At 40.7% G+C, this 24,868-nt stretch carries 21 protein-coding genes; 20 read left to right on the top strand and 1 reads right to left on the bottom strand.

What is annotated here, in order from left to right:
* Positions 1 to 683 precede the first annotated feature (683 nt).
* The 7 genes from BK120_RS32135 (at position 684) to BK120_RS32105 (ending at position 5,507) form a co-directional block, all read left to right on the top strand.
* Positions 684 to 1,136 carry a hypothetical protein gene (locus BK120_RS32135; RefSeq protein WP_076271545.1) on the top strand — a complete coding sequence of 151 codons (453 nt, stop codon included), beginning with the start codon at positions 684 to 686 and terminating at the stop codon, positions 1,134 to 1,136.
* 303 nt (positions 1,137 to 1,439) lie between these two features.
* Complete coding sequence (locus BK120_RS32130; protein ID WP_076271544.1) at positions 1,440 to 1,916, top strand: UPF0158 family protein; 477 nt, start codon at positions 1,440 to 1,442, stop codon at positions 1,914 to 1,916.
* Positions 1,917 to 2,013: 97 nt separating this feature from the next.
* Positions 2,014 to 2,838 (top strand): histidinol-phosphatase HisJ, encoded by an 825-nt coding sequence (gene hisJ, locus BK120_RS32125; RefSeq protein ID WP_076271543.1) that lies wholly within the window; start codon positions 2,014 to 2,016, stop codon positions 2,836 to 2,838.
* 146 nt (positions 2,839 to 2,984) lie between these two features.
* The gene (locus BK120_RS32120) at positions 2,985 to 3,800 is read left to right on the top strand and encodes a hypothetical protein (protein WP_076271542.1); all 816 of its coding nucleotides are present in this window, start codon (positions 2,985 to 2,987) and stop codon (positions 3,798 to 3,800) included.
* 145 nt (positions 3,801 to 3,945) lie between these two features.
* Positions 3,946 to 4,377, top strand: a complete 432-nt coding sequence (locus BK120_RS32115) for a hypothetical protein (protein ID WP_076271541.1) — start codon at positions 3,946 to 3,948, stop codon at positions 4,375 to 4,377.
* A 270-nt stretch (positions 4,378 to 4,647) separates the two neighbouring features.
* A complete protein-coding gene (locus tag BK120_RS32110) occupies positions 4,648 to 5,127 on the top strand; it encodes a hypothetical protein (protein ID WP_076271540.1) in 480 nt (159 codons plus the stop codon).
* A gap of 113 nt (positions 5,128 to 5,240) precedes the next feature.
* Positions 5,241 to 5,507, top strand: coding sequence for a hypothetical protein (locus BK120_RS32105; protein WP_076271539.1), 267 nt, complete (start codon positions 5,241 to 5,243; stop codon positions 5,505 to 5,507).
* Positions 5,508 to 5,914: 407 nt separating this feature from the next.
* Here BK120_RS32105 and BK120_RS32100 read toward each other — a convergent pair whose 3' ends face one another.
* The gene (locus BK120_RS32100; RefSeq protein ID WP_076271538.1) at positions 5,915 to 7,186 is read right to left on the bottom strand and encodes a helix-turn-helix domain-containing protein; all 1,272 of its coding nucleotides are present in this window, start codon (positions 7,184 to 7,186) and stop codon (positions 5,915 to 5,917) included.
* 135 nt (positions 7,187 to 7,321) lie between these two features.
* On the opposite strand from BK120_RS32100, the gene BK120_RS36220 reads away from it, so the two are divergent.
* The 13 genes from BK120_RS36220 to BK120_RS32040 all read left to right on the top strand — a co-directional run bounded on the left by BK120_RS36220 (position 7,322) and on the right by BK120_RS32040 (position 24,850).
* The gene (locus BK120_RS36220; protein WP_256711087.1) at positions 7,322 to 7,456 is read left to right on the top strand and encodes a hypothetical protein; all 135 of its coding nucleotides are present in this window, start codon (positions 7,322 to 7,324) and stop codon (positions 7,454 to 7,456) included.
* A gap of 36 nt (positions 7,457 to 7,492) precedes the next feature.
* A complete protein-coding gene (locus BK120_RS32095; protein ID WP_076271537.1) occupies positions 7,493 to 8,830 on the top strand; it encodes an MFS transporter in 1,338 nt (445 codons plus the stop codon).
* Positions 8,831 to 9,172: 342 nt separating this feature from the next.
* Entirely contained in the window at positions 9,173 to 10,369 is a 1,197-nt protein-coding gene (locus BK120_RS32090) for an ROK family transcriptional regulator (RefSeq protein WP_256711086.1), read from the top strand.
* 190 nt (positions 10,370 to 10,559) lie between these two features.
* Complete coding sequence (gene xylB, locus BK120_RS32085) at positions 10,560 to 12,053, top strand: xylulokinase (RefSeq protein ID WP_076271535.1); 1,494 nt, start codon at positions 10,560 to 10,562, stop codon at positions 12,051 to 12,053.
* Positions 12,054 to 12,070: 17 nt separating this feature from the next.
* On the top strand, positions 12,071 to 13,939 hold the full coding sequence (locus BK120_RS32080; RefSeq protein ID WP_076271534.1) for a glycoside hydrolase family protein: 1,869 nt from the start codon (positions 12,071 to 12,073) through the stop codon (positions 13,937 to 13,939).
* A gap of 24 nt (positions 13,940 to 13,963) precedes the next feature.
* A complete protein-coding gene (locus BK120_RS32075; protein WP_076271533.1) occupies positions 13,964 to 14,875 on the top strand; it encodes an ABC transporter permease in 912 nt (303 codons plus the stop codon).
* 27 nt (positions 14,876 to 14,902) lie between these two features.
* The gene (locus tag BK120_RS32070) at positions 14,903 to 15,772 is read left to right on the top strand and encodes a carbohydrate ABC transporter permease (RefSeq protein ID WP_076271550.1); all 870 of its coding nucleotides are present in this window, start codon (positions 14,903 to 14,905) and stop codon (positions 15,770 to 15,772) included.
* A gap of 111 nt (positions 15,773 to 15,883) precedes the next feature.
* Entirely contained in the window at positions 15,884 to 17,536 is a 1,653-nt protein-coding gene (locus BK120_RS32065) for an extracellular solute-binding protein (RefSeq protein WP_076271532.1), read from the top strand.
* Positions 17,537 to 17,565: 29 nt separating this feature from the next.
* A complete protein-coding gene (locus BK120_RS32060; protein ID WP_076271531.1) occupies positions 17,566 to 19,014 on the top strand; it encodes a glycoside hydrolase family 32 protein in 1,449 nt (482 codons plus the stop codon).
* Between the two features lie 163 nt (positions 19,015 to 19,177).
* Entirely contained in the window at positions 19,178 to 20,062 is an 885-nt protein-coding gene (locus tag BK120_RS32055) for an ROK family protein (protein WP_076271530.1), read from the top strand.
* 395 nt (positions 20,063 to 20,457) lie between these two features.
* On the top strand, positions 20,458 to 22,011 hold the full coding sequence (locus BK120_RS32050) for a response regulator transcription factor (RefSeq protein WP_076271529.1): 1,554 nt from the start codon (positions 20,458 to 20,460) through the stop codon (positions 22,009 to 22,011).
* Between the two features lie 3 nt (positions 22,012 to 22,014).
* The gene (locus tag BK120_RS32045) at positions 22,015 to 23,727 is read left to right on the top strand and encodes a sensor histidine kinase (protein ID WP_076271528.1); all 1,713 of its coding nucleotides are present in this window, start codon (positions 22,015 to 22,017) and stop codon (positions 23,725 to 23,727) included.
* Positions 23,728 to 23,899: 172 nt separating this feature from the next.
* A complete protein-coding gene (locus tag BK120_RS32040; protein ID WP_076271527.1) occupies positions 23,900 to 24,850 on the top strand; it encodes an ABC transporter permease in 951 nt (316 codons plus the stop codon).
* Positions 24,851 to 24,868 lie beyond the last annotated feature (18 nt).

The raw sequence follows: 24,868 nt of genomic DNA, 5'->3' as shown, positions 1-24,868 counted from the left end.
CAATTCAGAATCGGGAATTTGGGAATTTAGTGGACTAACCACTAAAACAAAAGTTACAGGTATCGAATGGATTCAGTTTAGGATAGTAAGCGAACCATTATTCAATTAACGGGACACTATAGTGTAACAATCATCAGGACAAGACTGCCGGAAATGAACGGCAGCCTCGTTGAGCTAACGGTCAGGTTAGTTTAGCACACCGTAATTTATAAAAAGTTTCAATTAAGGAGGTGTGTTGAATTATCAGAAGGAGATGGAGATATTACTGAGCAACTTATCTTATTGGTTACATAATTTCAATTTATGGAACGGGCATTCCTCAATGGTACTACTTAATTCCAGTAAAAATAGTGGCCTGTTGTTTTATGCTGATTGGTGGAAGTTCTATATATTACATGGCGAAAGAAAAACTTCATTTATTATTGGCTTTCTATAGGTCATTAAAGTATATCGCAATATCATTTGCAATCTTATTCGTCTTTGCTTTGATACAGCATATTTTTGATATTAACTTATCTGCAATAGTAGGAATTTAATAGTTTAACTCGCTGAACTAACGGGAAACGATAGTTGAAGACTAAAAGGGCTGCCATGTGGCAGCCCTTCGTAGATACGCTAACGGGCAGAATAGTTCCAATAAGTGGTATTCTAAGATAAGGGATTTGAACAGGGGGGCAATGTTGATGGAAATAAAGCATCCAGTTAAGAGTCCATCAAGGATTGGAACCATTATAGGCATGATTGCTATTATATCGAGTCAATCTATTCTTGTATTGAGATTATGGGATCAGAGGGGTATAGTCTACGCTTCGTTAACGGTGATTCTTCTATGTTTAGTTGTACTGTTACTCGCATTGTACAGAACATTTTTTAAGAAACCAACCGTGTTATGCCTATCCAATGAGCAAATCATATTAAATGGGAATATAATTAATTCAAGGGATATTAAAGTGATAATGACCAGGGGGTACTTTAAACCTGTTATTGGGATATTACCTTACAGGAGGAAGATCGTCCCATTGGATATGGCATTTAGGTATTCAAAGGATGAAGATAGAGGCATCTCGGATTTAAAGAGCTGGGCAAAAATGAACAATGTAAAGATGGTTAATAAATCGTTTCAAACGTGGATATAAGTGTATTCAAAAGCACTATTCGGTACGGTTATTATCTTATTCAGAGGATGTGCTTAACCAGGGTGACATGCTTGTTCGTTACGCTAACGGGAAACGATAGTTGAAAAGTCGTAGCCATAGCAATGGCAGTTTAGATCTTTATTTCGCGTCCTAGTCTGCTGCTGTTGCTGCGGATTTAATTTGCAAAGTCTGATGATAGTTGAAGACGAGTTACATGTTTAAAAGCAGCTCCTCTATGATTTATTTTGGTAATTTGAATAAACTGTTTTATAGAAGGAATCTCAATGAAAGGACAGATGTGAAATGGAGAGAAAAGCAACAGTAAAATTAGATGATCTAATTACTGAAATTGAAATTCAAATGGATGAGACCCTAACATACATAAACATCCAGACAGGAGAAGTAATAACATTATCGAGAGAAGAGATGAGAGCGGCAGAAGATGAAGAGCTGCTTGACAATTATCCGGATTGGGAACGAGAGAACATTGAACAAGCCATAAAAATTATAGAGGATGAAGACGAGGTTTACCTCGATTTCACATTAAGAAACGAGTTCCATGAGTATGAACTAATAGAAGAATTTATTGAGACATTAGACAAAGCAGAGGTTCGAGAAAAATTGTTTGGAGCTATTCAAGGAAGAGGAGCATTTAGAAGATTTAAAGATGGAATCATTGAACATGATGTCGAAAGACAATGGTATGAATTCAAAGAAAAAAAGGTGAAGGAATTAGTTATGGAATGGTGTAAAGAGAATGGTGTTGTAATAGAGGAATGAAGTGTTATTTATTGAGAGGATAAACATGGCTTTAGACAATTAGATATCTCTACAAGAGTCAAGCCGTCAGTCAATTTGTATAAGGAGGAACCTTCATTTGAAATGGGACGGTCATACCCATACCCCATACTGTCATCATGGTAGTGGCACTTCACAAGAAGAATATTTAGAAAGAGCGATTAATTTAGGATTCGAGCGTTACACGCTCAGTGAACATGCCCCTTTACCATTGAACTGGATCGATGATGCTTCGTTATATAAAAGGCTAGCAATGCCTTACAGTGAGCTTTCTCTGTACATCGAACATGCCAAGCATTATAAGCAAGAATACAATGGAAAGATAGATGTTGCTGTTGGTTTAGAGCTAGATTACTTACCAGGTAAACTTGATTTCACTGAAAGAATAATAGATGACTTTGATCAGGATTTAGAAGACATTATTTATTCTGTACACTATATACCCGGTATGGGTGGAATGAGATTAATTGATTACCGACCAGATTATTTTAAAGAATATATATTAAAGCATTACGGAACGATGGAGAAGGTTGTTGATGAGTACTACAACTATATTGAAGAAGCAATTGAGTGGATCTCCCAATTCTCTATACGGAAAAGAATTGGACATATTAATCTAATTGAAAAATTTAAAACCGTCTTACCTGAAATAGATGAAGGGCAAATCAAAGATCGCATGGAGAAAATTATTCCGCTCCTCCTTAGAATGAATGTTGGACTTGATGTGAACACGGCAGGATTAAGGGTAGATACATGTGGGAAAGCGTATGTACCTGAATGGTTCCTGATTAAATGTAGGCACCATGGGGTTTCGTGTATATACGGGTCAGATGCCCATTCTCCAGATTACTTAGGGATTGGATGGGATTGGTTTGTGGAGCTAGAGCACTATGCTAACGGGTAAAGATAGTTGAAGACTAAAAGGACTGCCACGAGGCAGCCCTTCATCGTTAGCTAACGGGCAGAATACTTCCAATATGTGTTAGTATGAGAAGATTAGGAGCCAGGATTGAAATAGGAATCATTGGTTATATAGGAGCGTGTATACGGTTGAATGATCGACTATTGTTTTATGAAGGGTTAAAGGAGAATATCGAGCGAACGGAGGAAAGGAATCGGGGAGATCTGAATGAAGGATACTCAATCGACAACCACTTTTTTTTAGGACTTTATGAGTTTCGAGGATTACTAGGTCCGTTATATGAGAATGGCGAGCTCGGTAAACTGGCAGATTATTTTGAGTTACTTGGGACAGCCAATCGTAATTTATATCGAGACCATAATAAATATTTTTGGTGGATTTATCCACCTCTTGTCTGGTTGCTGTGCAGCTCTTTCTACAACTATCGTACTGGCAGAAGTTCTTATGCGGCAAACTTAGCTCGCTTCAACTATTCCTATATGGAAGAGGTAAAGCCCGGCTTAACACATGGTTTTACCAGAATAGAAATTGGTCTCACTGAGCGAGGATTGTTCGAAGAGTTGATGGGTTATTTTTCATTACTATTTGATCCGAATAGATTCATTTCCCATATGAACGAAGCTAAGAAATTATTCGAACAACACATTCAACTTCGTGAAGAAACATCTGCTAACTCAAAGATTGAAGACGACGAGGACCTTAGTGATTCGGGAGGAATCGACGAACAAACAATCGTGAATGAATTTTCATTTAGTGAGGCAAATCAACCCTTTGATATTGCGCTCATCCTCTGCTTTGAGATTAATGAGCGTACCTATTGGTTCAAAGAGCGAGAACAAATCTTTAATCGACTGAAGACTTTCTTCACTGATCCACCAGATTGGAGCGCAATGAAGAAACCGTCATTAAACATATCACAACTTCACTTGGATCCTGATCAATAAAGTCGTTAGGCAACGTTCTAGAGGATTAAGCTAAAGGGAATCGTTAGTTTAACGCACCATGGAGTAGTTTGCGAACGCAGCTGAATGACCCAGCAGAAATAGGCGTTTAGGTCGTGTATCATATTTTGAAATGAGGAAAATCAGTATGGAATACAAACAAGTTGATATTTATGTTTACGGTAAAAGAATTATTATGATTGCTAATGGAATTATTAATAAGTGGGGAGGAATTATTGCAAACATTGATGTAGTAAAGGAGGTTGAAAATCCTAACAGTGAGGAACAAATTGAGTCAGCGCTTGAATATGTATTTCAGAAATGCCATTCTCTAACTCCCGTGGAAAACGACATCACTCCGCTTGAGAAGTATTTAGGAGTAAAAGGCTATGAAAAAGCAATAAAAGGGAAAAAATTAGTTATATACTCATGTGATAGGGAAGAAGGTTATTCTTTAACTCCTACAAAGAAGCAAAAGGGTTTTGATTTTTTAGATGATAAAAAAATACATTTAGGTCATGAAATTATTAAAGGTAATCTAGCAAAAGCCTTAAGAGAAGCAATTGAGAATTCAAAGTAATGAAAACCACATGTGAGTATTGTACTGTTCCTTAAGGTTCCGGAAACTCGGAACCTTTTTGTGTTGAGGAAAATTGCAGTGGGCTGCGAGAAATCATTAGTGTAGATACGAAATAGGAATATCCTTCGAGGGAGGTACATACGCTCGGCTCTATACCTCGTTCGAAAAGGGTTCTTTTGGTTGAAGGAAATTCGCTAAATCATTAAGCTAACGGGCAGTTTAGCGCAACAAAATGCCTCCCTTTACGTTAATGTAACAAGGGGTGAAATAATGAGGAGTATTTCTCTTGTTTTTCTAATATTGATGATTTTAATAAGTGGATGTAGTGGTCACAATCCAAACAAAGAAAGAATTATCCCAATGATGCGTTATGATTTCAATGAACCGTTTAGATTTCCATTTGAAGTTAATGAAGTTCGTACGGAGATATCAATTGATGATCCATATGAACTTCACCAATATGTTTTTCATTATAAAAACAAGCAGACCACGCAAGAAATAAGCTATATCTTGAGTAAGGTTATTGATGAACCAGAGAAAGTATCTGAGCAAGGCAAGCAACCCATTGAACTTGAAAATGGGAAACAAGCATATTACAAAGAGGACGAGACCAGCCAATCAATTTGGTGGAAAAGTGAAAATGGGTTTTTGGCTCGATTTATTTATTATATAAACGGATACCATATTCAGTTAGGTAATTATAAATTAGATGAGTCCGACCTAATAGACTTAGCTAATCAGGTTCAATAGTATCTTTGGATGCCTGTAAATATTCAGTTCATTATTAAGCAAACGGACAGGATTGTAGAGCAAATTATAGAATATTTTTACTAGATAGATTGCCAAATAAGGTGTGATAAAAGGTGAAAATAAGTACCAAGCTTTTAACAAAAGTGATTAACAATTGGGATCCTATCGGTCTATTGGCTGGAGGTGCTCCACAGAACGAATATGATATTGAGATCAATCAGATTGCACAAAAGTCTATAACATGTACAAATGAAATAGAATTAGCAAAACTTATATACAGAGTGTTCAATGATATGATGGGTGTGAAGCTAGACCATCTAAGTTGCTTAAATCAGGCATTTAAAATAACTGATCGTAATAACAATACTTTATTCAACTAACGAGGAACGTTAGTTCAATGAAACAGCGATAGTCTAGGACTTTATTTTTTGTCCTTGGCTGTCGCTGTTTCAATTTCTGAGGTCAGTCTAAAACTTATTTTATGAAGTCTGACGATATGGCAATTGAGAATCAGCGTGGAATAAAGACACCCAGTCAAATACTTTATTTTCTACCGACAGCAGAGTTTTGGAAACGAAACGAGTTGCTGGCAGTGAAGAGGGGCAAACTGCTTTTGACCATAAAGGCAAGAATCCGTTCGAGAGAGGAACGAGTTTAAATGAACCTCAGCGATTTTAAATTGCCCTATCGTAAACTCAATAACGTAGAGTAGTTCTCTTTGCATAGCTGCAATGGCGCAAGCTGATCCATTCACGCGGGTTGGCTGCGCAGCCCGCGAAGTGGTCGCTCAAGAGAGCGAACTTGAAGGGGATATTTTTATGGGCTTTTTATCTCCATTCCGTTTTCGATCACGATACTGCTTTGGTGTGATATCGGCATGTTTTTTAAACGATTTAATAAAGTGAGTCTGGTCATAATAGTTCAAACGAGTAGCGATGGTGGAGACCGACTCACTTGTGAAATCGAGCAGCTTCTTAGCTTCTTCTATTTTCTCCTGATGGATGAAATGACTGATCGTGAGTCCCGTTTCTTTTTTGAAAAGGGTGGATAAATAGGTACCGTTAAGTCCAGTCAGCTCAGCCAGCTCAGAGATAGAAATCGCATCATATAAATGATTAAAAATGTATTCGCGGCATTTCGCAATTGGCTTAGAAACGGTGCCTTTCCGATTTTCGCTAACGCGATCCGTAATATCTAAGAAGGCGTCTATCATCGCGGTTTCAACCGAGCGAACATCCGTTAAATCCTCGATATGCTGAATGTAAGTATCGCTTAAGCGATATGCCAGCTCTGTATACAGTCCACCCTCCATACCCGCTCGAATGGCTACAGCAATTGCGCAGATGGCAATGTTTTTGCGGCTTCTCAAATGACTTCGTTTGGATAGTGTGCCTGCCTCCCCAATTACACCCATTACGAATAGATTCTTAAGTGCAGCTTTATCGCCGTTCTTAATATGCCGTAATAATATCTGTTCAAATTCCCGGCTCGTGTGAAGATTAGAAAATTCCTTCATATTAGACATCGATAGCTCAATAGCTTCCTCTGACAAAAACCGTTGGCCCAACCGGAAATTAAATTCAAGAACATCCGTCAATTCTAACGCCTCTTGATTGACAATCCAATGTGCCATGATGCCAATATGATATAATCTCTGCTTGGAAACAAGAGGGAGACTGCGCAAATATTCAACCCAAGCTGGATGGATTTTTCTGGGAATATTATTGTCATTCATGAGATTTCGAACGGTTTCCTCGGAAGGAACATAATCAATGGAGGGACCTATAATAATGGTTCCTGCTCGCTTCAAATCCGAATAAACGGGTTGTACGATAAAAAATTCCTCAAACTCCGTTGTCTGTATAACTGGAAAAGTTTTATCCCAGGTTCGTTTTATTAATTGCTGGAAGTATTCAGGATTTTGTAAGGCGGAAAATGGGATAGGAGCGTTGGATTCGAAATATTCCTGCCCGCTTGGATCATCCGCACTCAACCAATAAACAGGCAGCTGCAAGCTCTCATGAAGTAATTTAGCTAAAAAGGAAGGATTAAATTCCATCTAATGCCTCCAAATAAATTTACTTTTATTCAAATAATCATACCATATTTTCGATTTTTTGATCATCTATAATGAGTGTGTAGTAAAAAATGAAAACGCTTTACAGTTTGTGAGTTTATTTAAGGTGGATTCAAAATGAATCGTGACATAAAGAAAATGGTTACACAAATGACATTGGAAGAAAAAGCAGATATGTACTTTGGCTTGGGTGTTGGGCATTTAAAGGTGCTTTTTCAGATGAAATGGTCGAACAACTTCTCCTCCAACTAAACGGACAAAAAAAATCATACAATCGAGGTTGCTACTATGGAACAAACTAAACTTTCATTTTCGGAGAAGCTTGGGTATGGCGTAGGAGATATGGCAAGCAATCTCATTTGGACGTCCGCTGCAACGTTCCTCACTTTCTTTTATACCGATATCGTCGGCTTTTCTGCTGCAGCAGTAGGTACGTTGTTATTAATTGCTCGTTTCTTCGATGCTTTTGTCGATATTGGTGTAGGTGTGTTAGTTGATAAAACGAGGAGCAAACACGGCAAGGCTCGTCCTTGGCTGCTTTGGCTGGCCATTCCTTTTGGCCTATCTGGCGTGCTGCTGTTCACAGCTCCTGACTTAAGTACAACAGGCTCTCTTATTTACGCTTACGTGACCTATCTCATTCTCAACATTATTTATTCAGGAGCGAACGTTCCTTATGGTGTGTTGAACTCACTCATTACACAAGATCCTTATGAGCGATCTTTACTTAACATATTCCGTATGTTGATGGCTATCTTTGGCGCGGTGCTCGTCTCCACCATGACGGTTCCCATCGTAAATGCATTCGGTGGCGGCAAACAGGGATGGATGATGACGTTTACTATTTATGGTGCGATTGCAGCGGTGTTGTTCTTGATTACTTTCCGTGCGACGAAAGAGAGAGTTAAGCCAGCAGTAGCCCAAAATACGGTACCGCTTAGTGGCTCTTTGAAAGCGCTTTTCCGCAATAAATATTGGGCGCTGCTCGTGGTATTCATGATTCTAAGTTTTATTATGACGTCGGTAAATACAGCGGTTAACATTTATTACGCGCAGTATATTTTAGGAAATGCTGAATTGATGTCCGTTCTCGGCGTTATTTCCTTTATCCCGTTGTTAATTGGCTTGCTGTTTGTTGCTCCGATTATTAAAAGGTTCGGTAATCGTAATTCCTCACTCCTAGGCTTAGCCATCACGATTTTGGGAGCAACGATTACGGTTATTGATCCAACTAGCATTAAAATCGTAATCATCGCGTCGGTGATCAAATCACTTGGCGGCGTGCCATTAGCTGCAACGATGTACGCGATGCTTGCAGACACGGTAGACTATGGAGAATGGAAAACAGGCATGCGAACAGAAGGTTTAATTTACAGCGCTGGAAGCTTCGGCTCAAAGGCAGGCAGCGGGCTTGGCGCCGCGATAGTCGGTTGGATGCTCGCATTTGGAGGTTATGTTGGTGGTCAGGAGCATATTAGCGAATCCGCTCGTTCCTCAATCCTGTTCATGTACATTTATTTGCCGATGATTATTAGTGCGCTTATGGTCGTCATTCTCTATTTCTATAAATTAGATAAGCAATTCCCGCAAATTGTAAAAGAGTTAGAAGCAGCTAAAAACAGATAAATAGGCAGGAAGGGGGGACAAGGCCGCAGATAAAAGATAATTGAAAAGCGCAATGTGTTGAAAGCTGGCTCCGGTATTTTAACGGCGTCAGCTTGTTTGGCTTTATTCATAAGCTGACTCTTTAATCATGTGAAGCTAGGATTGCATTAGCATTATTGTGTTTATTTACATTTTCATTCCGTAGTATAATAGGAAGTATGCTGCTCCATAGGCTAGTAATTGAAAATTGAAATTGTATTTTTTTGCATAATTCTTTAGGATTAAGCATTAAGGAATGAAATGATAATTAAAAAGCTGAGTAGAGGTATTAATCAGGCTTCTATATGGATGTGAGGGATTTTTTTGAGCTCGACTACGCTAAGAACATTATCTGGTACTAATCTAGAAGATGTACAGGAAATGAATCGATCTTTAGTAATGCGATTGGTAAGGAAAAATCAAATCTGCTCCCGAGCCGAAATAGCCGAAGCTTCTGGTTTAAAGCAATCGACCATTACGAATATAATCAATGAGATGATTAATTGGGGTCTCATTGTGGAAACGGGAATGATTGAAGGAAAAAAAGGGCGCCGCTCAATCGGAATTAAATTAAATAGTGAATATTATAAAATTATCGGAATTAGACTTACACGTACATCCATTTCGGTTGGTATGTATGATTTGGATGGTACTGAATATGGACTCCAAAAGTTAACGATCAATCCTGGTGAAGGTTCTGCTATTGCATTTAAGAAAATGAAGGATTTAATTACCGAAGCCATTTCAACGAATACGGTTGGTAAAGTATATGCAATCGGAATGGCTACTCCAGGTCCATTATTCCGTAATGAAGGTCGAATTGCTTTGATGAGCAACTTCCCGGGCTGGGAGAAAATTAATATACAGGAAGAATTGACACGAGAATATGAAATCCCTGTTTATTTAGAGCATGACGCCAAAGCAGGCGGGATGGCGCATTGGTGGTTTGGTGATCATCAAGATCACGGTGTCCTCATCTTTGTAACTGCTGGACAAGGCGTGGGGGCAGGTATCGTTGTTGATGGTACTGTATACCGTGGCTCCCTTGGTATGGCTGGCGAGATTGGTCATATGAGTATCGATTACAAAGGTCCCAAATGTGAATGCGGACATAATGGCTGTCTTGAGCTTTATTGCTCGACTTCCTCGCTTCTACGTGTACTTGGGAATGAATATCCATCTATTCAAGCCGTTTGCCAAGCTCTAGAAGCTGGTAATTCAATTGTTGAAGAAGCCGTACAAAAAGCGGCTTGGTTCCTTGGCTTTGGTCTCGTAAATGTCGTCAATGTATATAACCCTAGCCAGATTGTACTAGGAGACGAGTTTGCGGCGGTAGGAGATCGATTATTGCATACCGTATCTGAGGTCATACAACAACATGTTTTGCCTGATGTATGGAACCGTTTGGAGATTAAACTTGCACCACCAGAAAAAGATTTTATGTTAGTTGGTGCAGCTACAATAGCTATTGATAATTTGTTGAATCAACCTTCTGTTCATTTATGGCCTAAGGCTGAATAAAGCTTACCTTCAAAAGAGCGCCCTTTTTAATAAAGTGCGCTCTTTTTTTGTGCGTAAAAAACAGCATTATCGACGGTTTTTAAAGTGTATATATTTTTTTAAAAAATGTATTGATTGAATGAATTGATTGATCTATAATCTTCTTAATTAATACCAAATATTGAAAGTACAAAAGTTGGGAGGCGCATCCATGATACTTGGTATTGATATTGGTACCTCAAGTGTGAAATCAATGGTTATAGATCTTAGTGGTCATATTCTCGGTATTGCTCAACAAGAGTACGCAATAAATATTCCGACCGAAGGGTATGCAGAGCAAGATCCGGAGACTTGGTGGGAGATCGTGTGCAGCACCTGCTCTAACGCAATCAGACAATCTTCTAAGAATGGGAGTGAGATAAAAGCTGTAGGACTTTCAGGTCAGATGCATGGTCTTGTCGCTATAGATGCAAGCGCTAACATTGTGCGTCCTGCCATTATATGGTGCGACCAAAGAACAATTTCACAAAAGGAAAAGGTAGAGACGCTTTTTTCAAAAGAAGAGTTAGGTGAGCTTATTCAGAATCCTGTGGCTACAGGTTTTCAGTTGCTTTCGCTGCTCTGGATGCAGGAACATGATCAGGAAAATTATAAGAAAATATATAAGGTTTTAACCCCAAAGGATTATATCCGATATCGGCTAACGGGTGAGATAGGTTCAGAGATGTCGGATGCATCGGGAACTGCGGCATTTAGTGTGGCCGGGAAACAATGGTCATTTGAGTTATTGGAGCGTGTTGGAATCGACCCGGATCTATTCCCTGCTGTTCGGTATTCCTGGGAAGTTAGCGGTGCAGTCACACAGGAAGCAGCAAGCCAGAGCCTGCTTTGCGCAGGTATTCCTGTCGTATTTGGAGGAGCCGATCAACCGATGCAAGCTGTTGGCAACGGTATTATTAATCCGGGAGTTGTCTCTTGTACGCTTGGAACAGGTGGTCAATTATTAGCCCCCATATTACAGCCGACTTATGATCCAAAGCTAAGGGTGCATACTTACGTACATTCGGTACCTGACAGATGGTATCTGCTCGGAGCAACGATGAGTGCTGGTTTGTCCTTGAAATGGTTGGCTCACAATATCCTTAAAACGCAGGATTTCAATATTTTAGATGAAAGTGCTAGTCAGATACATGCAGGCAGCGAGGGTCTTCTTTTTCTCCCTTATTTGATTGGTGATCGAACGCCGCATATGGATCCTAACGCTAAAGGGATGTTTTTTGGACTTCAGCTCAATCATCGCAGTGATCATATGGTGAGAGCAGTTTTGGAGGGAGTTGCTTACTCTCAAAGAGACGGGCTGGAAATATTTAAATCGTTGAATGTTCAGATCGATCGAGTCATCGTCTCAGGAGGGGGAGCAAGAAGCCCCTTATGGAAACAAATTTTGGCGGATGTGTTCGGTCAAGAGGTGTACACCAGCTCAATGACAGAACATGCTTGTGTTGGGGCGGCAATCACAGCTGCCGTTGGGGTTGGCTTATATACTAGCTTTGAGGAAGCATGCTCGGGAATCATAAAGATGAAGGAAGAGCCGGTAGTCCCTAACGCAGCAAATCAGAATCTCTATGACAATCAATACGGTTTATACAAAGAGCTATACCAAAAGAATAAACAATTATTTGCATTATCAAATTCTCCTAAATAGTGAAAGGGGTAAGATACGTGAATCAAAATACTGAGTTTTTACCAGTTGAAGTTTTTTTGGAAGAGGGGAGTTCTGTTGCAACGGTGGACTGGGGAGCAGTTGAAGCGACAACGATTCTTTTATCACTCACCGACATAACAGAGGGACAGGTATTGCGAGTTTATACAAAAGATTTGAAGGATATTATTGGGCTTGAACTCGTAATGCTGCCTGAATCGAAAACGCTTACTTTAGTGGCGGAGATATATACGGATGCAAAGGAAACACCGCTAAAGCTGTCCGCGCCCAAGGAGGTTCTCCAAAAGGCTGAGCAGCTTAAGGTGATGATTCGGTATAACGGATTTCACTTAGCACTGCATCTGGATGGTGTACTAATTGACGAGGAGTGGCCAATGGGATCCATTAATCTCCGAGATGCAACGATCGAATCGGCAATGATCAAGCAGGGACGATTGCTTAATTATAATATTAGCGAGCAAGAGATTTCCGAGCTTTATGGTGACGAGAAACAGATGGAACAGAGAGCTAACAGGCTATTGGGCGAGGAATCCACATCCGTTCAATATTGGCGCCCGCGCGGCTTCAACACTGGAGTTGGTGATTGTATGCCTTATTTCGATGGTCATACATTTCATATCTTCTATTTATTTGATCGCCGGGGTCATGGAAGCAAATGGGGACTAGGGGCTCATCAATGGGCACACCTGTCTTCGGATAACCTCGGCGACTGGAAGCACTATCCCCTTTCTGTGGCTATAACCGAGCAGTGGGAAGGTTCAATCTGTACGGGATCCATTATTCAAGATCATACTCATTATTACGCATTTTACGCCGTTCGTGCAGTTGATGGCACGCCTGCCCGCTTGACCTGGGCTACTAGCGTTGATGGGGTTGAATTCGAGAAGTCAGGCGTTTACATCGAACTATCTAGTCAGTATCATCTCAGTTCGGTGAGAGACCCACATGTGTTTAGAGAGGATAACGGCACCTATCATATGTTGATTACAACAAGCATTATGAATGGCGATAGGGAACAAGGTTGTCTAGCACATATGACTTCCACCGATCTTAAAACGTGGGTGGAGCACACGCCGTTTATTGTTCCCGGTTACCATGATCAGCCGGAATGCTCTGACTATTTTGAATGGAACGGTTGGTACTATCTCATTTTCAGTAACGATGGTGCTGCAAGATATCGCTATTCCCGCAACAAATTTGGTCCGTGGATGAGACCAGCCGCTGACATTATCGATGGTGTTCAGTTACGTGTACCGAAGTCAGCTGCTTACAAAGAAGGCAGAAGATTAGTTGTTGGTTTCTTGTCTGAACCAGGAAGGTACGGTGGTGAGCTCGTCATTCGTGAGCTAATACAGCACCCGGATGGTTCTCTAGGTACAAATTTCGTAGAGGAGCTGCACGATTACACTGATTCGAGAAACAAGATCGAAACATTAGAGACGTTTACTCTTGAAAATTTGGAAGGATATGCTGCGAGCGGCCATTTACGAATAGAGAACGATTATTATCTTAAATTTAAAGTCATTCCGGCATATCCGAATATGTACTATGGATTCTCTCTAGCGCATTCAGACAAATTTGAACAGGGCCATGAAGTAAGGTTCGATCCTGCGGGACGTAAACTGGGCATCCATCAGATAAACGGCAGAAGCTTCTCTCAAGATGAAGCGACATCCCTCTATCATATGAATGATTTGGAGCAAGAGGTTATTGTGGAGGCTGTTGTAACGAATGAGTATATAGATCTTTGCGTGAATGGCGCAAGGACGATGATAAGCAGATCTGGCAAGGAATATGCTTATCTCCGTTTCTTCTCACAATTTGGCGCTGCGGAATTTCACAATATTACATATCGTGAATTGGAATGACAGGGGAACTGGAGGCCAACAGCTATGATGGATAAAATTGCGCTTAGAAATGTAATCAAGAGCTGGCAATTGTATGTTCTTTTACTGCCAGCCTTGATCTATCTCATCCTGTTTCAATACGCTCCTATGTACGGAATAATCATCGCTTTCAAAAATTTCAATCCTGTGCAAGGAATATTAGGCAGCCCCTGGGAGGGCTTTAAGCACTTTGAAACCTTCTTTAATTCCTATGTGTTTACGAATGTTCTGTTCAATACGTTAAAGTTAAGTGTTTTTTCATTATTGATCGGCTTTCCTATTCCAATTATATTCGCTTTGCTGCTCAATCAGGTTCGCAAGCAAGTTTTCAAACGATTTGTTCAAACGGTGACCTATGCACCCTATTTTATTTCTACAGTTGTGCTTGTATCCATGCTTAACGTATTTCTAGCTCCAAGCACTGGCTTTGTAAACAACCTAATTACGATGGTCGGCGGTGATGCTGTTAATTTCATGGCACGCGCAGAGTGGTTTCGAACGATATATATCGCCTCAGGAATTTGGCAGACTATGGGTTTTAGCGCCATCATCTATCTGGCAGCGCTCAGTGGCGTTAACCCTGAATTACATGAGGTAGCCACTGTGGACGGAGCCACTACCATAAGAAGAATTTGGCATATCGATCTGCCCTCCATCACACCAACCATTATGATTATGCTCATTCTTGGAGTTGGAAGCGTAATGGCCGTCGGATGGGAAAAAGCCTTTCTCATGCAGCAAGGGATGAATTTGCCGGCTTCAGAAATTATCTCGACTTATGTGTACAAGGTGGGACTGCTAAACGCGCAGTATAGTTTGGCGACTGCCATTGGGTTATTTAATTCGGTCATCAATTTCTCACTGCTCATAGTTACAAATCAAATATCCAAAAAATTGACGCAAAATAGTCTTTGGTAAGGAGGGAATACGGTGAAAAGCCAATCAATGAGCGACAAGATATTTAATATATTTAATTTTGTGTTCATGAGCATGATTGCTATTGCTATTTTGTATCCGCTTTATTTTGTGTTTCTAGCATCCTTTATGGATCCTGATCAAGTAAATAAAGGCGGCCTGCTTATCTTCCCCAAGTCGTTTTATCTAGACGGATTTAAGAAAATTTTCGAGTATAAGCCGTTATGGGATGGATATCTCAATTCCATTATGTACACCTTAATCGGCACCTTTATTAATCTAGCAGTAACGATTCCGTGTGCGTATGCACTGTCTCGAAAAGGACTTGCAGGAAAAGGTCCGATAATGATGTTGTTTGCTTTCACCATGTTTTTTAGTGGAGGACTTATTCCAACCTATTTGCTTATTTCCAATCTTGGCATGCTGGATACCATATGGGCGATCACACTGCCAGTCGCCGCATCAGTCTGGAATATTATCATTACTCGCACTTATTTCCAGAGCAACATTCCGGACGAGCTGCTAGAAGCATCGGTTATGGATGGATGCTCGGATTTCAGATTCTTTTTCTCTATCGCACTGCCACTATCCAAAGTGATCATCGCTGTCATGGCGCTATTTTATGGAATCGGCCACTGGAATTCTTTCTTTGAGCCATTGCTCTATCTAAGCAGTACAGAGAAGTTTCCGCTTCAAGTTATTTTGCGAAATTTGCTGATTATGAATGAAGCGGGATCTCGAATGGTGATCGACCCTATGTCATTAGCGGCCAAGCAGCGTATTGCGGAGCAATTGAAGTACGGCGTTATTGTCGTGGCGTGCTTGCCGCTGCTAATTGTGTACCCATTTGTACAGAAATATTTTACGCAAGGTGTAATGATTGGATCAATTAAGGGATAAAGCACCATGGTCATTCGTTGGGCTAGCAAAGGGGGTGATCCTGTTAGTCAACTCACAGCGTCACAAGGATAGTATTAAAATTTTTTTATTCGAAGGGAAGGTCAAGAGACAATGAGCCAAGCAAAATGGATTAAAGGATTATTGATTGCGAGTTTATCAGTAAGTTTAGTCGCAGGATGCGCTTCGAACAACACAGATAACGCGAAAAGCAATACAGGTGAAAATAATACTGCGGAATCAACAGATCCTAATGCAAAAACGAGCATTACCATTGTACGAGCAAAAGATCCTCGCAATCTACCGGTAGATGAAATGATTTGGTTTAAGAAATATAGTGAGGTCGCCCCATCGAACGTAAAGATAAAGTGGGAAGAAATACCTTCTGAATCTGCTGATGAGAAAATTAATCTGATGCTCGCTGGCAATAACTTGCCAGAAGCATTTCTAGGTACAATGAGTATCGGAAAAGTAATGAAAAACGTCAAGTCAGGCATATTCCTCCCGATTGAGGATTATATAGACGAGATGCCTAATTTTTCTAAAGTACTCGATCAACGACCGGAGTATCGGGCTCTTATCACCGCGCCGGATGGACATATTTATGGGCTGCCCTATATTGAAGAAATGTTTGGCCTTATAACGAACCAAGGGATTCTTTCCATATATAAGCCTTGGCTGGATAAACTTAATTTACCCGTTCCGACGACCATCGACGAGTATCGCGATACGTTAAAGAAGTTTGTTGAGAATGATATGAATGGAAACGGCATTAAAGATGAGATTGGGTTATCTCTAGCTAACAAAGGAGCGAATTCGGGTATTGGCTCCTGGAGAAACAATGCCGATTTTGGACAGTTTTTCGGATTATGGGGGCAAGTCGATCGTGGAGACAGCATGTTCCTAGATAGCAATGGTAAAATTTTCAACACGGCTTCAACCGAAGCCTATAAAGCAGGCATTAATTATCTCCATGAAATGTATAAAGAGGGGCTCATTGATCCTGAGTTCACCATTACGGACGGACCTAAGCTTCAGGCTAAGCTTAGAAATGAGACTGTGACAGTTGGGTCTGTCGTACATTTCTCTGTTCTGGATGTAGCAGGTGAGAAGGTAGCCAATGACTATGTGCCGATCCCTTATTTGAAGGGACCTGGAGGAGAGTATGGGGGCCGGGAGAATTTGGTTGAGATGCACAATCCTCTCGCATTTGTATTGACAACAAAGAATAAGAATCCTAAAGCGGTACTGGCTTGGGTTGATAAAATGTACGATCCAGAGTGGTCTGTTCAGACGAACTGGGGACCACTTGATTATCAGTACAAAAAGAACGAGAAAGGCGTCATGGTATTTGATACGTTGAAGGACGGACTCGATACCTATAATGATATGCGTGCAAGAAATACGATCCAAGGCAACTCTCCAGTCGCCATTTTAACGGATTATTATGACACGGTGGTTGAGTATCCACAGGATGCACAGGATATTTTGAATGATATGAAGACGGTAGGTTACCTAGACAAGCATTTTAACGATCCATATATTCCACATACATTGTTCTACGATGCAGAAACGGCGGATAAGATGGCACTTCTGTCACCTCAAATTTATGGTCTTATTGACACTAATCGAAGAAAGTGGATTACCGATGGCGGCATCGATAAAGAGTGGGATTCCTATAAAAAAGAGCTGGAGAAGGCAGGGCTCTCCGAGTTTATCGGTTATGTACAAGAAGCTTATGATCGTTATCTAGCAAACCAGAAGTGATAATAATATACGAATAGTAGGTGAACGGTATGGATAAATTTAGACCAAACTATCATTTTACACCTGAACAGAATTGGATGAATGACCCGAATGGCATGGTGTTCTTTAATGGAGAATACCATCTGTTCTATCAGCATCATCCAGAGGGCTCAACGTGGGGACCTATGCACTGGGGCCATGCAATCAGTTCGGATATGGTGAACTTTGAACATCGTCCGATTGCCTTGTATCCGGATGAGAATGGCACGATCTTCTCAGGAAGTGCCGTTGTAGACTGGGAGGACACAACGGGTTTCTTCGGGGGTAAGCCTGGATTAGTTGCGATATTTACACACCATGATACAGTTCCAGGGACAGACCTCGTCAGGGAGCGTCAAAGCTTGGCGTACAGTGTTGATTCCGGGAGAAGCTGGATAAAATATCGGGATAATCCTGTCCTTGAAAGCGACCGATTCGTTGATTTTCGGGATCCGAAAGTATTCTGGCATCCCGATACGAAGCGGTGGATTATGATACTGGCATCAGGCCAATCGGTCTGTCTGTACCACTCTAGCAATCTGAAGGAATGGACATTTAGTAGTGAATTTGGTCAAGGCAACGGCTCGCACGCTGGAGTGTGGGAATGTCCGGATTTATTTCCATTGCCTGTTAATGGTGATCCTTCTCACACGAAATGGGTGATGATCGTCAGTGTTGGAGGCGGACCTGATCATATTGAAGGATCTCGGACACAATATTTTATCGGGGAATTCGATGGATGTTCATTTGTAAACGACAACCCATCTGATACTGTACTTTGGCTTGATCACGGCAGAGATAATTACGCTGGGGTCTGCTGGTCAGATATTCCTGAAGAGGATGGACGCCGTATATTCCTAGCTTGGATGAGTAATGGTAAATATGCCAATGTTACACCAACGGTGGGATGGAGAAGTGCAATGACCATTCCAAGGACGTTGTCACTGGAATTCCTGTATGGTCAAGTCAGGTTGATTCAAAAGCCTATTCAGGAATTGCAGAGAATCAGAACTCCAATTCTATCACTCGAAAACACATCGCTAGAAGAAGCCCAGTTATTCTTATCGGGCTTGGAACTGGACAGCTTTGAACTAATTGCGGAATTTGTACCCGTCATAACGGAGGATTTCGCCATAAAGGTTAGAAAATCTGATTCTCAGCAAACGGTTATAGGCTATAAGGGTATTGAAAATGAAATATTTGTAGACCGTACATTATCTGGAATCATTGATTTTCAAGAGGGTTTTGCCGGGACGCATGCAGTAAAACTCATGACACAGAACGAGTTGATTAAGCTGCACATCTTTGTGGATCGATCCTCGGTAGAGGTATTTGTAAATGATGGGATAGCTGTTATAACCGATCTAATATTCCCTGAACCAGAATCAACAGGGTTGGGATTGCATGCTTCACAGGACGGTATTCAGCTCCAGAGGTTCGAAATTTTTAAGTTAAGTTAGTTTCTATTAATATAGGTTTACTACTTATATACCTATCAGGTGTTAAATGCGCAAGCGGTTCGCGTGGCGAACCGCTTGCTTCTTGTGTAGCCGGATAAAAAATAGATGGTTATAAATAATAGTCTAATGATCACTCCCAGATCATTCACTAGGAGGAAGCTGCATGCGCATTGGAGCGATTGAGGCTGGCGGTACTAAATTTGTTTGTGGAATCGGAGATGAAGAGGGAAAGATTGAAGAAAAGGTAAGCTTCCCTACAGAGCAACCGGAACAAACGCTAGAGAGCATCATTGAATACTTTCGTGATCGTCATGTGGATGCCATTGGCATTGGAAGTTTTGGCCCCATTAACATTGATCGCACAAGTCGCTATTATGGTTATGTCACCACGACTCCGAAGAAGGGCTGGTCAGGATATCCTTTCTTGAAAAAACTAGAAAGTGAGTTTAAGGTGCCTTACGGATGGGATACGGATGTTAATGCAGCTGCTTTTGGAGAGGCAACTTGGGGTGCCGCAAAGGGACTTGACAGCTGTGTCTATTATACCGTGGGAACAGGTATTGGGATGGGGGTTTACACGGAAGGGAGGCTGATACATGGACTGGTTCACCCGGAAGGTGGACATATCTTAACGAGAAGGCATCCGGATGATCGGTTTAACGGACTTTGTCCTTATCATGACCATTGTTTAGAAGGAATGGCATCAGGGCCAGCGCTCGAAATGAGATGGAATAGGAAGAGCGAGCAGCTCCCACAAGATCATGAAGCGTGGGAGATCGAAGCATTTTATATCGCTCAAGGAGTAACCGCGGCTATTCTAATGCTTTCTCCAAAAAGGATCATTCTTGGAGGAGGCGTTATGAAACAAAAACATCTATTTCCACTGATCCACGTTAATGTACAGAAAAACTTAAATGGATATGTGAATGCCAGCGAAATAGTGAATCATATCGAAGATTACATTGTTGCGCCATTGCTTGGTGACAATGCAGGCTTGTGCGGTGCGGTAGCTCTAGGTTTGCAAGCTTTATTGGAAGCACAAAAGTGAATTCATAAGATCACAGATATTATGCCAGACTATATTGCCCCTCTCAAATCGCAAACAAAATTCAGTCTTTATTAAATGTGCGAAACAATAAAAGAAGTTGTCCAGGAAGGTCTGCTTTGCGGCCAGAAGGGATAACCTCTTTTTTTATATAAGTGTTGATAGCTCATGATTAAAATGTTCAATACTTTCAAATTCATTAATATAAAGAAATTTAGGTTTCATTGTGCCTAAGAAGCTCTCGATGACGGCGTTATTGTAGCAGTTACCTTTGAGGGATATCTGGTTGGTAAAGATGTGTTTGTTAAAGAACTGAAAAGTATAGTACTGTATTGGTATATGAATAGCTTGACTTAGTGGTAAACTCCCATTGAAAATATTTCTGGCGAAATGTGGTGATGTACTTGTTAAAAATGCTTGTTGTTGATGATGACAAGTTCGAACGGGACGGCGTTAGGTTTCTCGTTGATAAATACGGACTGCATTTGGAGATCTTTGAAGCTGACAGTGGTGAAAGCGCTCTCCTATATATCGAAAGCCATGATATTGACATCTTGCTGACCGATATCCGGATGAATGGGATGGACGGTTTACAGCTAGCAGAGAAGGTTCGTGAACTAGGTAAGCCTATCAAAACGATGTTTATGAGCGCCTATGGTGAGTTCGAGTATGCACAGAAGGCAATCGATCTGAAGGCAATCCATTATATATTAAAACCTGTGCAGGTTAGCGAATTTATTAAGAATATGACCGAGATCATCCAACTGTGCGAGGAAGCGTTGAAGTTAAAGGTTCAGCAGGAAAGGCTCGAAGCTGCCTATTTGAAGGAAGTCAGATACGAAAAGCAGAAGCAGCTTACTGATATTATACTCAGCAAGGCAGAGGAGACGGATGACAAACGGGATCTGAAGGTGCCTAACGGCAGGTTCGAAAATTATCTTTACATGCGGATGCTGATGCTGGATTCTCGTAAACGCTTTTTCGATCGGCTTGATCTCGATATCGAAGAGCAGTTGGGCGAACTCATTCATCGCAATATCGATTTTATTCATTTGAATGAGTTTCAAGCGTTGCTGTTCTTGGAAACAGCCCCCGACGAGTCGCTGGAAGCTATAACGGAGCTTGGCCAGCAATTGATCCGGATATTCCAGGATATGTACGATAATGATATTTGTGTTGTGATCAGCGGATTGATGGATGATGTGAAGCAGCTCCACAAACAATTTCACGAAATGGAAACGATGCTGGAAAACAAGTTCTTTTTCGATGAGGGTACGGTGATGCTGGCAAACCGCACATTATTTGCTCAGGGCGATATGACAGCAGTAGTAAATGATGTGTTAACGCAATTGACGCAAAATATTCAGCACAACCGATATGATATCGCGCAACTGTATGTCGAGCAACTGTTTGATGCTCTACAAAACAGTGAGCATTTAACGGTTATCTATGTAAAATATGTGTGCACCGAAATTGTCAAAGCTGCATTCAATGCCTCTATAAAAAAGAATAACGATAGATTCAAGCATAGTTTGGAGGACATCTATAAAACGGTAAAGTTGAGCGATTTGCGTAAAGTAGTACTGCGTATTCTAAAGGAAAACGAGTCTTTCTGCGAAACGAATTTGGAAGCGACCTCCAAAGCGATTGATGAAGTCGTCCGAATCATCGAGAACGAATATCAGACTGACTTGTCATTGGAATTATTGTCGGAGCGGGTTTATTTATCTCCTAGTTATTTGAGCCATCTATTCAAGAAACAGAAAGGGATAAGTCTTAATAAGTTCATGACCGTGCACCGAATGGAAAAGGCAAAGGAACTGCTTATAACAACCAATCGTAAAATTATCGATATCGGCCAGGATGTTGGTTATAACAACTTCTCCTACTTCAGCTCGTTATTCAAAAATCATTTTGGTCGAACGCCTTCCAAATACAGAGAAGAGGCATAAACGATGAAACGGCTGATCTATGGTTTGTTCAATCGTTTACGGTTTAATCAAAAACTGTTTCTATCTTATTTAATTGTTATTATCATTCCTATTATGGTGCTTGGCATATACGCCTACAATCAATCAAAGGACATGCTCAAATTGCAGGCACTGCAAGGGATTGATAAGAATGTGAATACCGTTACTCAGAATATTGACAATTCGGTTGAACGTTACAATCATGCGATTCGATCGATCGTATTCACGAAGATGTTCCAGAAGATCGTAGCCAACGATTATATCGACTTAGTCAATCTTTCACGGGATTTGAAAGATTTCTTAGATCCGTATTTTATCATGATGATGAACCTTGACAAGGACATTGAGAAAATAACCTTTTACACGCAAAGCACTGTTCCAGAATTCGGCGATTCAGTAGTTTCATATAAACGGGTTAACGAGAAGCCATGGTACAACGAAGCTATGAAAGGGATAGAACCGCTATGGAAATATGAGGATAACGAACTGTTTGTCATTCATAAATTCCCAAAAACTCTAAAAGAGCCCAATACGAATATGGTCTATATGCGAATTAATGAGAACAGTTTCTTCAAAAACATTACCGATCTCGATCAGGAGTATGCTGTCATTATCTCTGATGACAATAACCGAATCGTATATGCGAATCAAAGTGCAAAGTTGATTGCCTTTGACTTCAAAGAAATGATGAAAATGAATGAGGGGACGGTACGCACCGGTCAAACGGAAATGTTTCTTGTCAAGAAGAAGATCGTTCAGGCTAATTGGACGGTCTATTGTTTCGTACCCGCAGCGCTTGTGTCCCATAACGCAGGTTCAATCATTAATGCGACGCTAATCGTGATCCTTGCTTGTATTGTCAGCTTGCTGATCATTATTTCGATTTTTTCCAAAACATTCATCAAACGGATATTCTCACTTAATGCGATAATGAAGCGGGTCGAATGGGGAGAATTGGATTTACAGGTTCAAAGTGAGGCCAGGGATGAAATCGGCGAACTGACTAATCGGTTCGGCAAGATGCTTAATCGGCTTAATGAACAGATCGATGAAACCTATCGAAGTAAAATCATTCAGAAAGAGGCCGAGCTGAAAGCGCTGCAATCGCAAATCAATCCTCACTTTCTATACAATACGCTCTCATTCATCAATTGGAAGGCGCTCAAAAACGAAGCGCCGGAAATTAGTCATGTCGTTACATCGATGTCGAAATTTTATCGAACGGCTCTTAATCAAGGCAACAATATTATTACTGTGCGCAACGAATTGGAGAATATCAAATCCTATATTGAGATTATTCAGGTTATGGGTGATTATAGCTTCGATGTGGTTTATAAGATCGATGAGGAGGTTAACGATTATTCAACAATAAATTTAATTCTTCAACCGCTCGCAGAAAATGCAATCAAGCATGGTATCAAACAGAAAAATAATGGAAAGGGTCTACTGTATGTTAGTGCCTGGCTTGGTAAAGGGACGGTCAATTTCGCGATTGAAGACAACGGTCCAGGTATGGAGAAGGAGACGATCGATACGATACTTACGATGCAATCGACAGGATATGGCCTCAAAAATGTCAACGAGCGTCTGCAACTGCGGTTCGGCACTAAATACGGCATCTCCATCCAAAGTCGACTTGGCTATGGTACAGTTATGACCATCGTTATTCCACAAAGCTTGTATAGTTCCACACTATAAACAACTTATTCTCCCAAATTCAACTTCGCCCGCCGGCTAGCCGGACGGGTTTTTTTTAACTCCGTAATAAACTGCATCATTTCTAAAATATTTGATAATTATTAAATAAGTTTCCTATGTTATATTCTCTTTAGCACAATGGAACCGCTTACAAAAAGGAGGGAATAAAGCAATGAGCAATACGATTAGGGCAATTAGCACGAAACAGGTGCTGAGGAGGGAGAAGATAAAAAAATATAAACAATACCGTGTGCTGCTGATTATGATGATTCCGGCAGTTGTCTATTACATTCTATTTCATTATCTCCCCATGTACGGCGTATTGTTGGCATTCAAGGATTTTAAAATTACACAGGGCATCATCGGAAGTCCATGGGCTGGACTTCATCATTTCGAAAAGATCATGAACGACACGTATTTCTACACTGTGTTGAAAAATACACTAATTATCAGTTTAAGCAAGCTGGTTTTTGGTTTCCCGGTACCCATCATTTTTGCATTGTTATTGAGTGAGATTTCAAATATGAAATTCAAGAGGTTAGCTCAGACTGTATCCTATTTACCCCATTTTATATCATGGGTTGTCATGGCTGGGATATTTTTTACGTTGTTTTCCTTGGACGGTCCTATCAATGGCATTGTAAAACTATTAGGCGGCGATCCGATGTTATTCTTGGCGGATGATCGTTACTTCCGCACCATACTTGTGGCGACGAGTATTTTTCAAGGCTTCGGATGGGGTTCAATTATTTATTTCGCAGCCATTTCGAGTATCGATCCGCAGTTGTACGAAGCTGCGGTACTCGATGGAGCTGGTCGTTTTAAAAGGATGTTTTATATATCTATTCCGATGCTTGCGCCCGTTATAGCCATTATGCTTATTCTATCAATGTCCGGTATTTTGGATGCGGGTTTTGATCAAATATTCAATATGTATAATGTCAAAGTGTATAACGTTTCAGACATAATCGATACTTATGTGTATCGCAAAGGTTTAATTGAGATGAACTATAGCTACGCGACGGCCGTTGGATTGTTCAAATCCGTGGTTGCTCTGATCCTGATCGTTATCGTAAATAAGATAGTGAAATGGATTGGCGGCAAGGAGCATGCCATATGGTAATTTTCTTAATTAGACGAG

The organism is Paenibacillus sp. FSL A5-0031 (assembly GCF_001956295.1).
Taxonomy (GTDB): Bacteria; Bacillota; Bacilli; order Paenibacillales; family Paenibacillaceae; genus Pristimantibacillus.
The sequence above is the reverse complement of the archived record's forward strand: the minus strand, read 5'-3'. Positions and strand labels throughout refer to the sequence as shown.

Bases quoted from the DNA above. Each gene is read 5' to 3' on its own strand.
- BK120_RS32045 (WP_076271528.1), top strand. From the start codon at position 22,015: ATGAAACGGCTGATCTATGGTTTGTTCAATCGTTTACGGTTTAATCAA.
- BK120_RS32075 (WP_076271533.1), top strand. From the start codon at position 13,964: ATGATGGATAAAATTGCGCTTAGAAATGTAATCAAGAGCTGGCAATTG.
- BK120_RS32055 (WP_076271530.1), top strand. From the start codon at position 19,178: ATGCGCATTGGAGCGATTGAGGCTGGCGGTACTAAATTTGTTTGTGGA.
- BK120_RS32135 (WP_076271545.1), top strand. From the start codon at position 684: ATGGAAATAAAGCATCCAGTTAAGAGTCCATCAAGGATTGGAACCATT.
- xylB (WP_076271535.1), top strand. From the start codon at position 10,560: ATGATACTTGGTATTGATATTGGTACCTCAAGTGTGAAATCAATGGTT.
- BK120_RS32095 (WP_076271537.1), top strand. From the start codon at position 7,493: ATGGAACAAACTAAACTTTCATTTTCGGAGAAGCTTGGGTATGGCGTA.
- BK120_RS32110 (WP_076271540.1), top strand. From the start codon at position 4,648: ATGAGGAGTATTTCTCTTGTTTTTCTAATATTGATGATTTTAATAAGT.
- BK120_RS32130 (WP_076271544.1), top strand. From the start codon at position 1,440: ATGGAGAGAAAAGCAACAGTAAAATTAGATGATCTAATTACTGAAATT.
- BK120_RS32040 (WP_076271527.1), top strand. From the start codon at position 23,900: ATGAGCAATACGATTAGGGCAATTAGCACGAAACAGGTGCTGAGGAGG.
- BK120_RS36220 (WP_256711087.1), top strand. From the start codon at position 7,322: ATGAATCGTGACATAAAGAAAATGGTTACACAAATGACATTGGAAGAA.
- BK120_RS32065 (WP_076271532.1), top strand. From the start codon at position 15,884: ATGAGCCAAGCAAAATGGATTAAAGGATTATTGATTGCGAGTTTATCA.
- BK120_RS32100 (WP_076271538.1), bottom strand. From the start codon at position 7,186: ATGGAATTTAATCCTTCCTTTTTAGCTAAATTACTTCATGAGAGCTTG.
- BK120_RS32115 (WP_076271541.1), top strand. From the start codon at position 3,946: ATGGAATACAAACAAGTTGATATTTATGTTTACGGTAAAAGAATTATT.
- BK120_RS32070 (WP_076271550.1), top strand. From the start codon at position 14,903: ATGAGCGACAAGATATTTAATATATTTAATTTTGTGTTCATGAGCATG.
- BK120_RS32060 (WP_076271531.1), top strand. From the start codon at position 17,566: ATGGATAAATTTAGACCAAACTATCATTTTACACCTGAACAGAATTGG.
- BK120_RS32050 (WP_076271529.1), top strand. From the start codon at position 20,458: ATGTACTTGTTAAAAATGCTTGTTGTTGATGATGACAAGTTCGAACGG.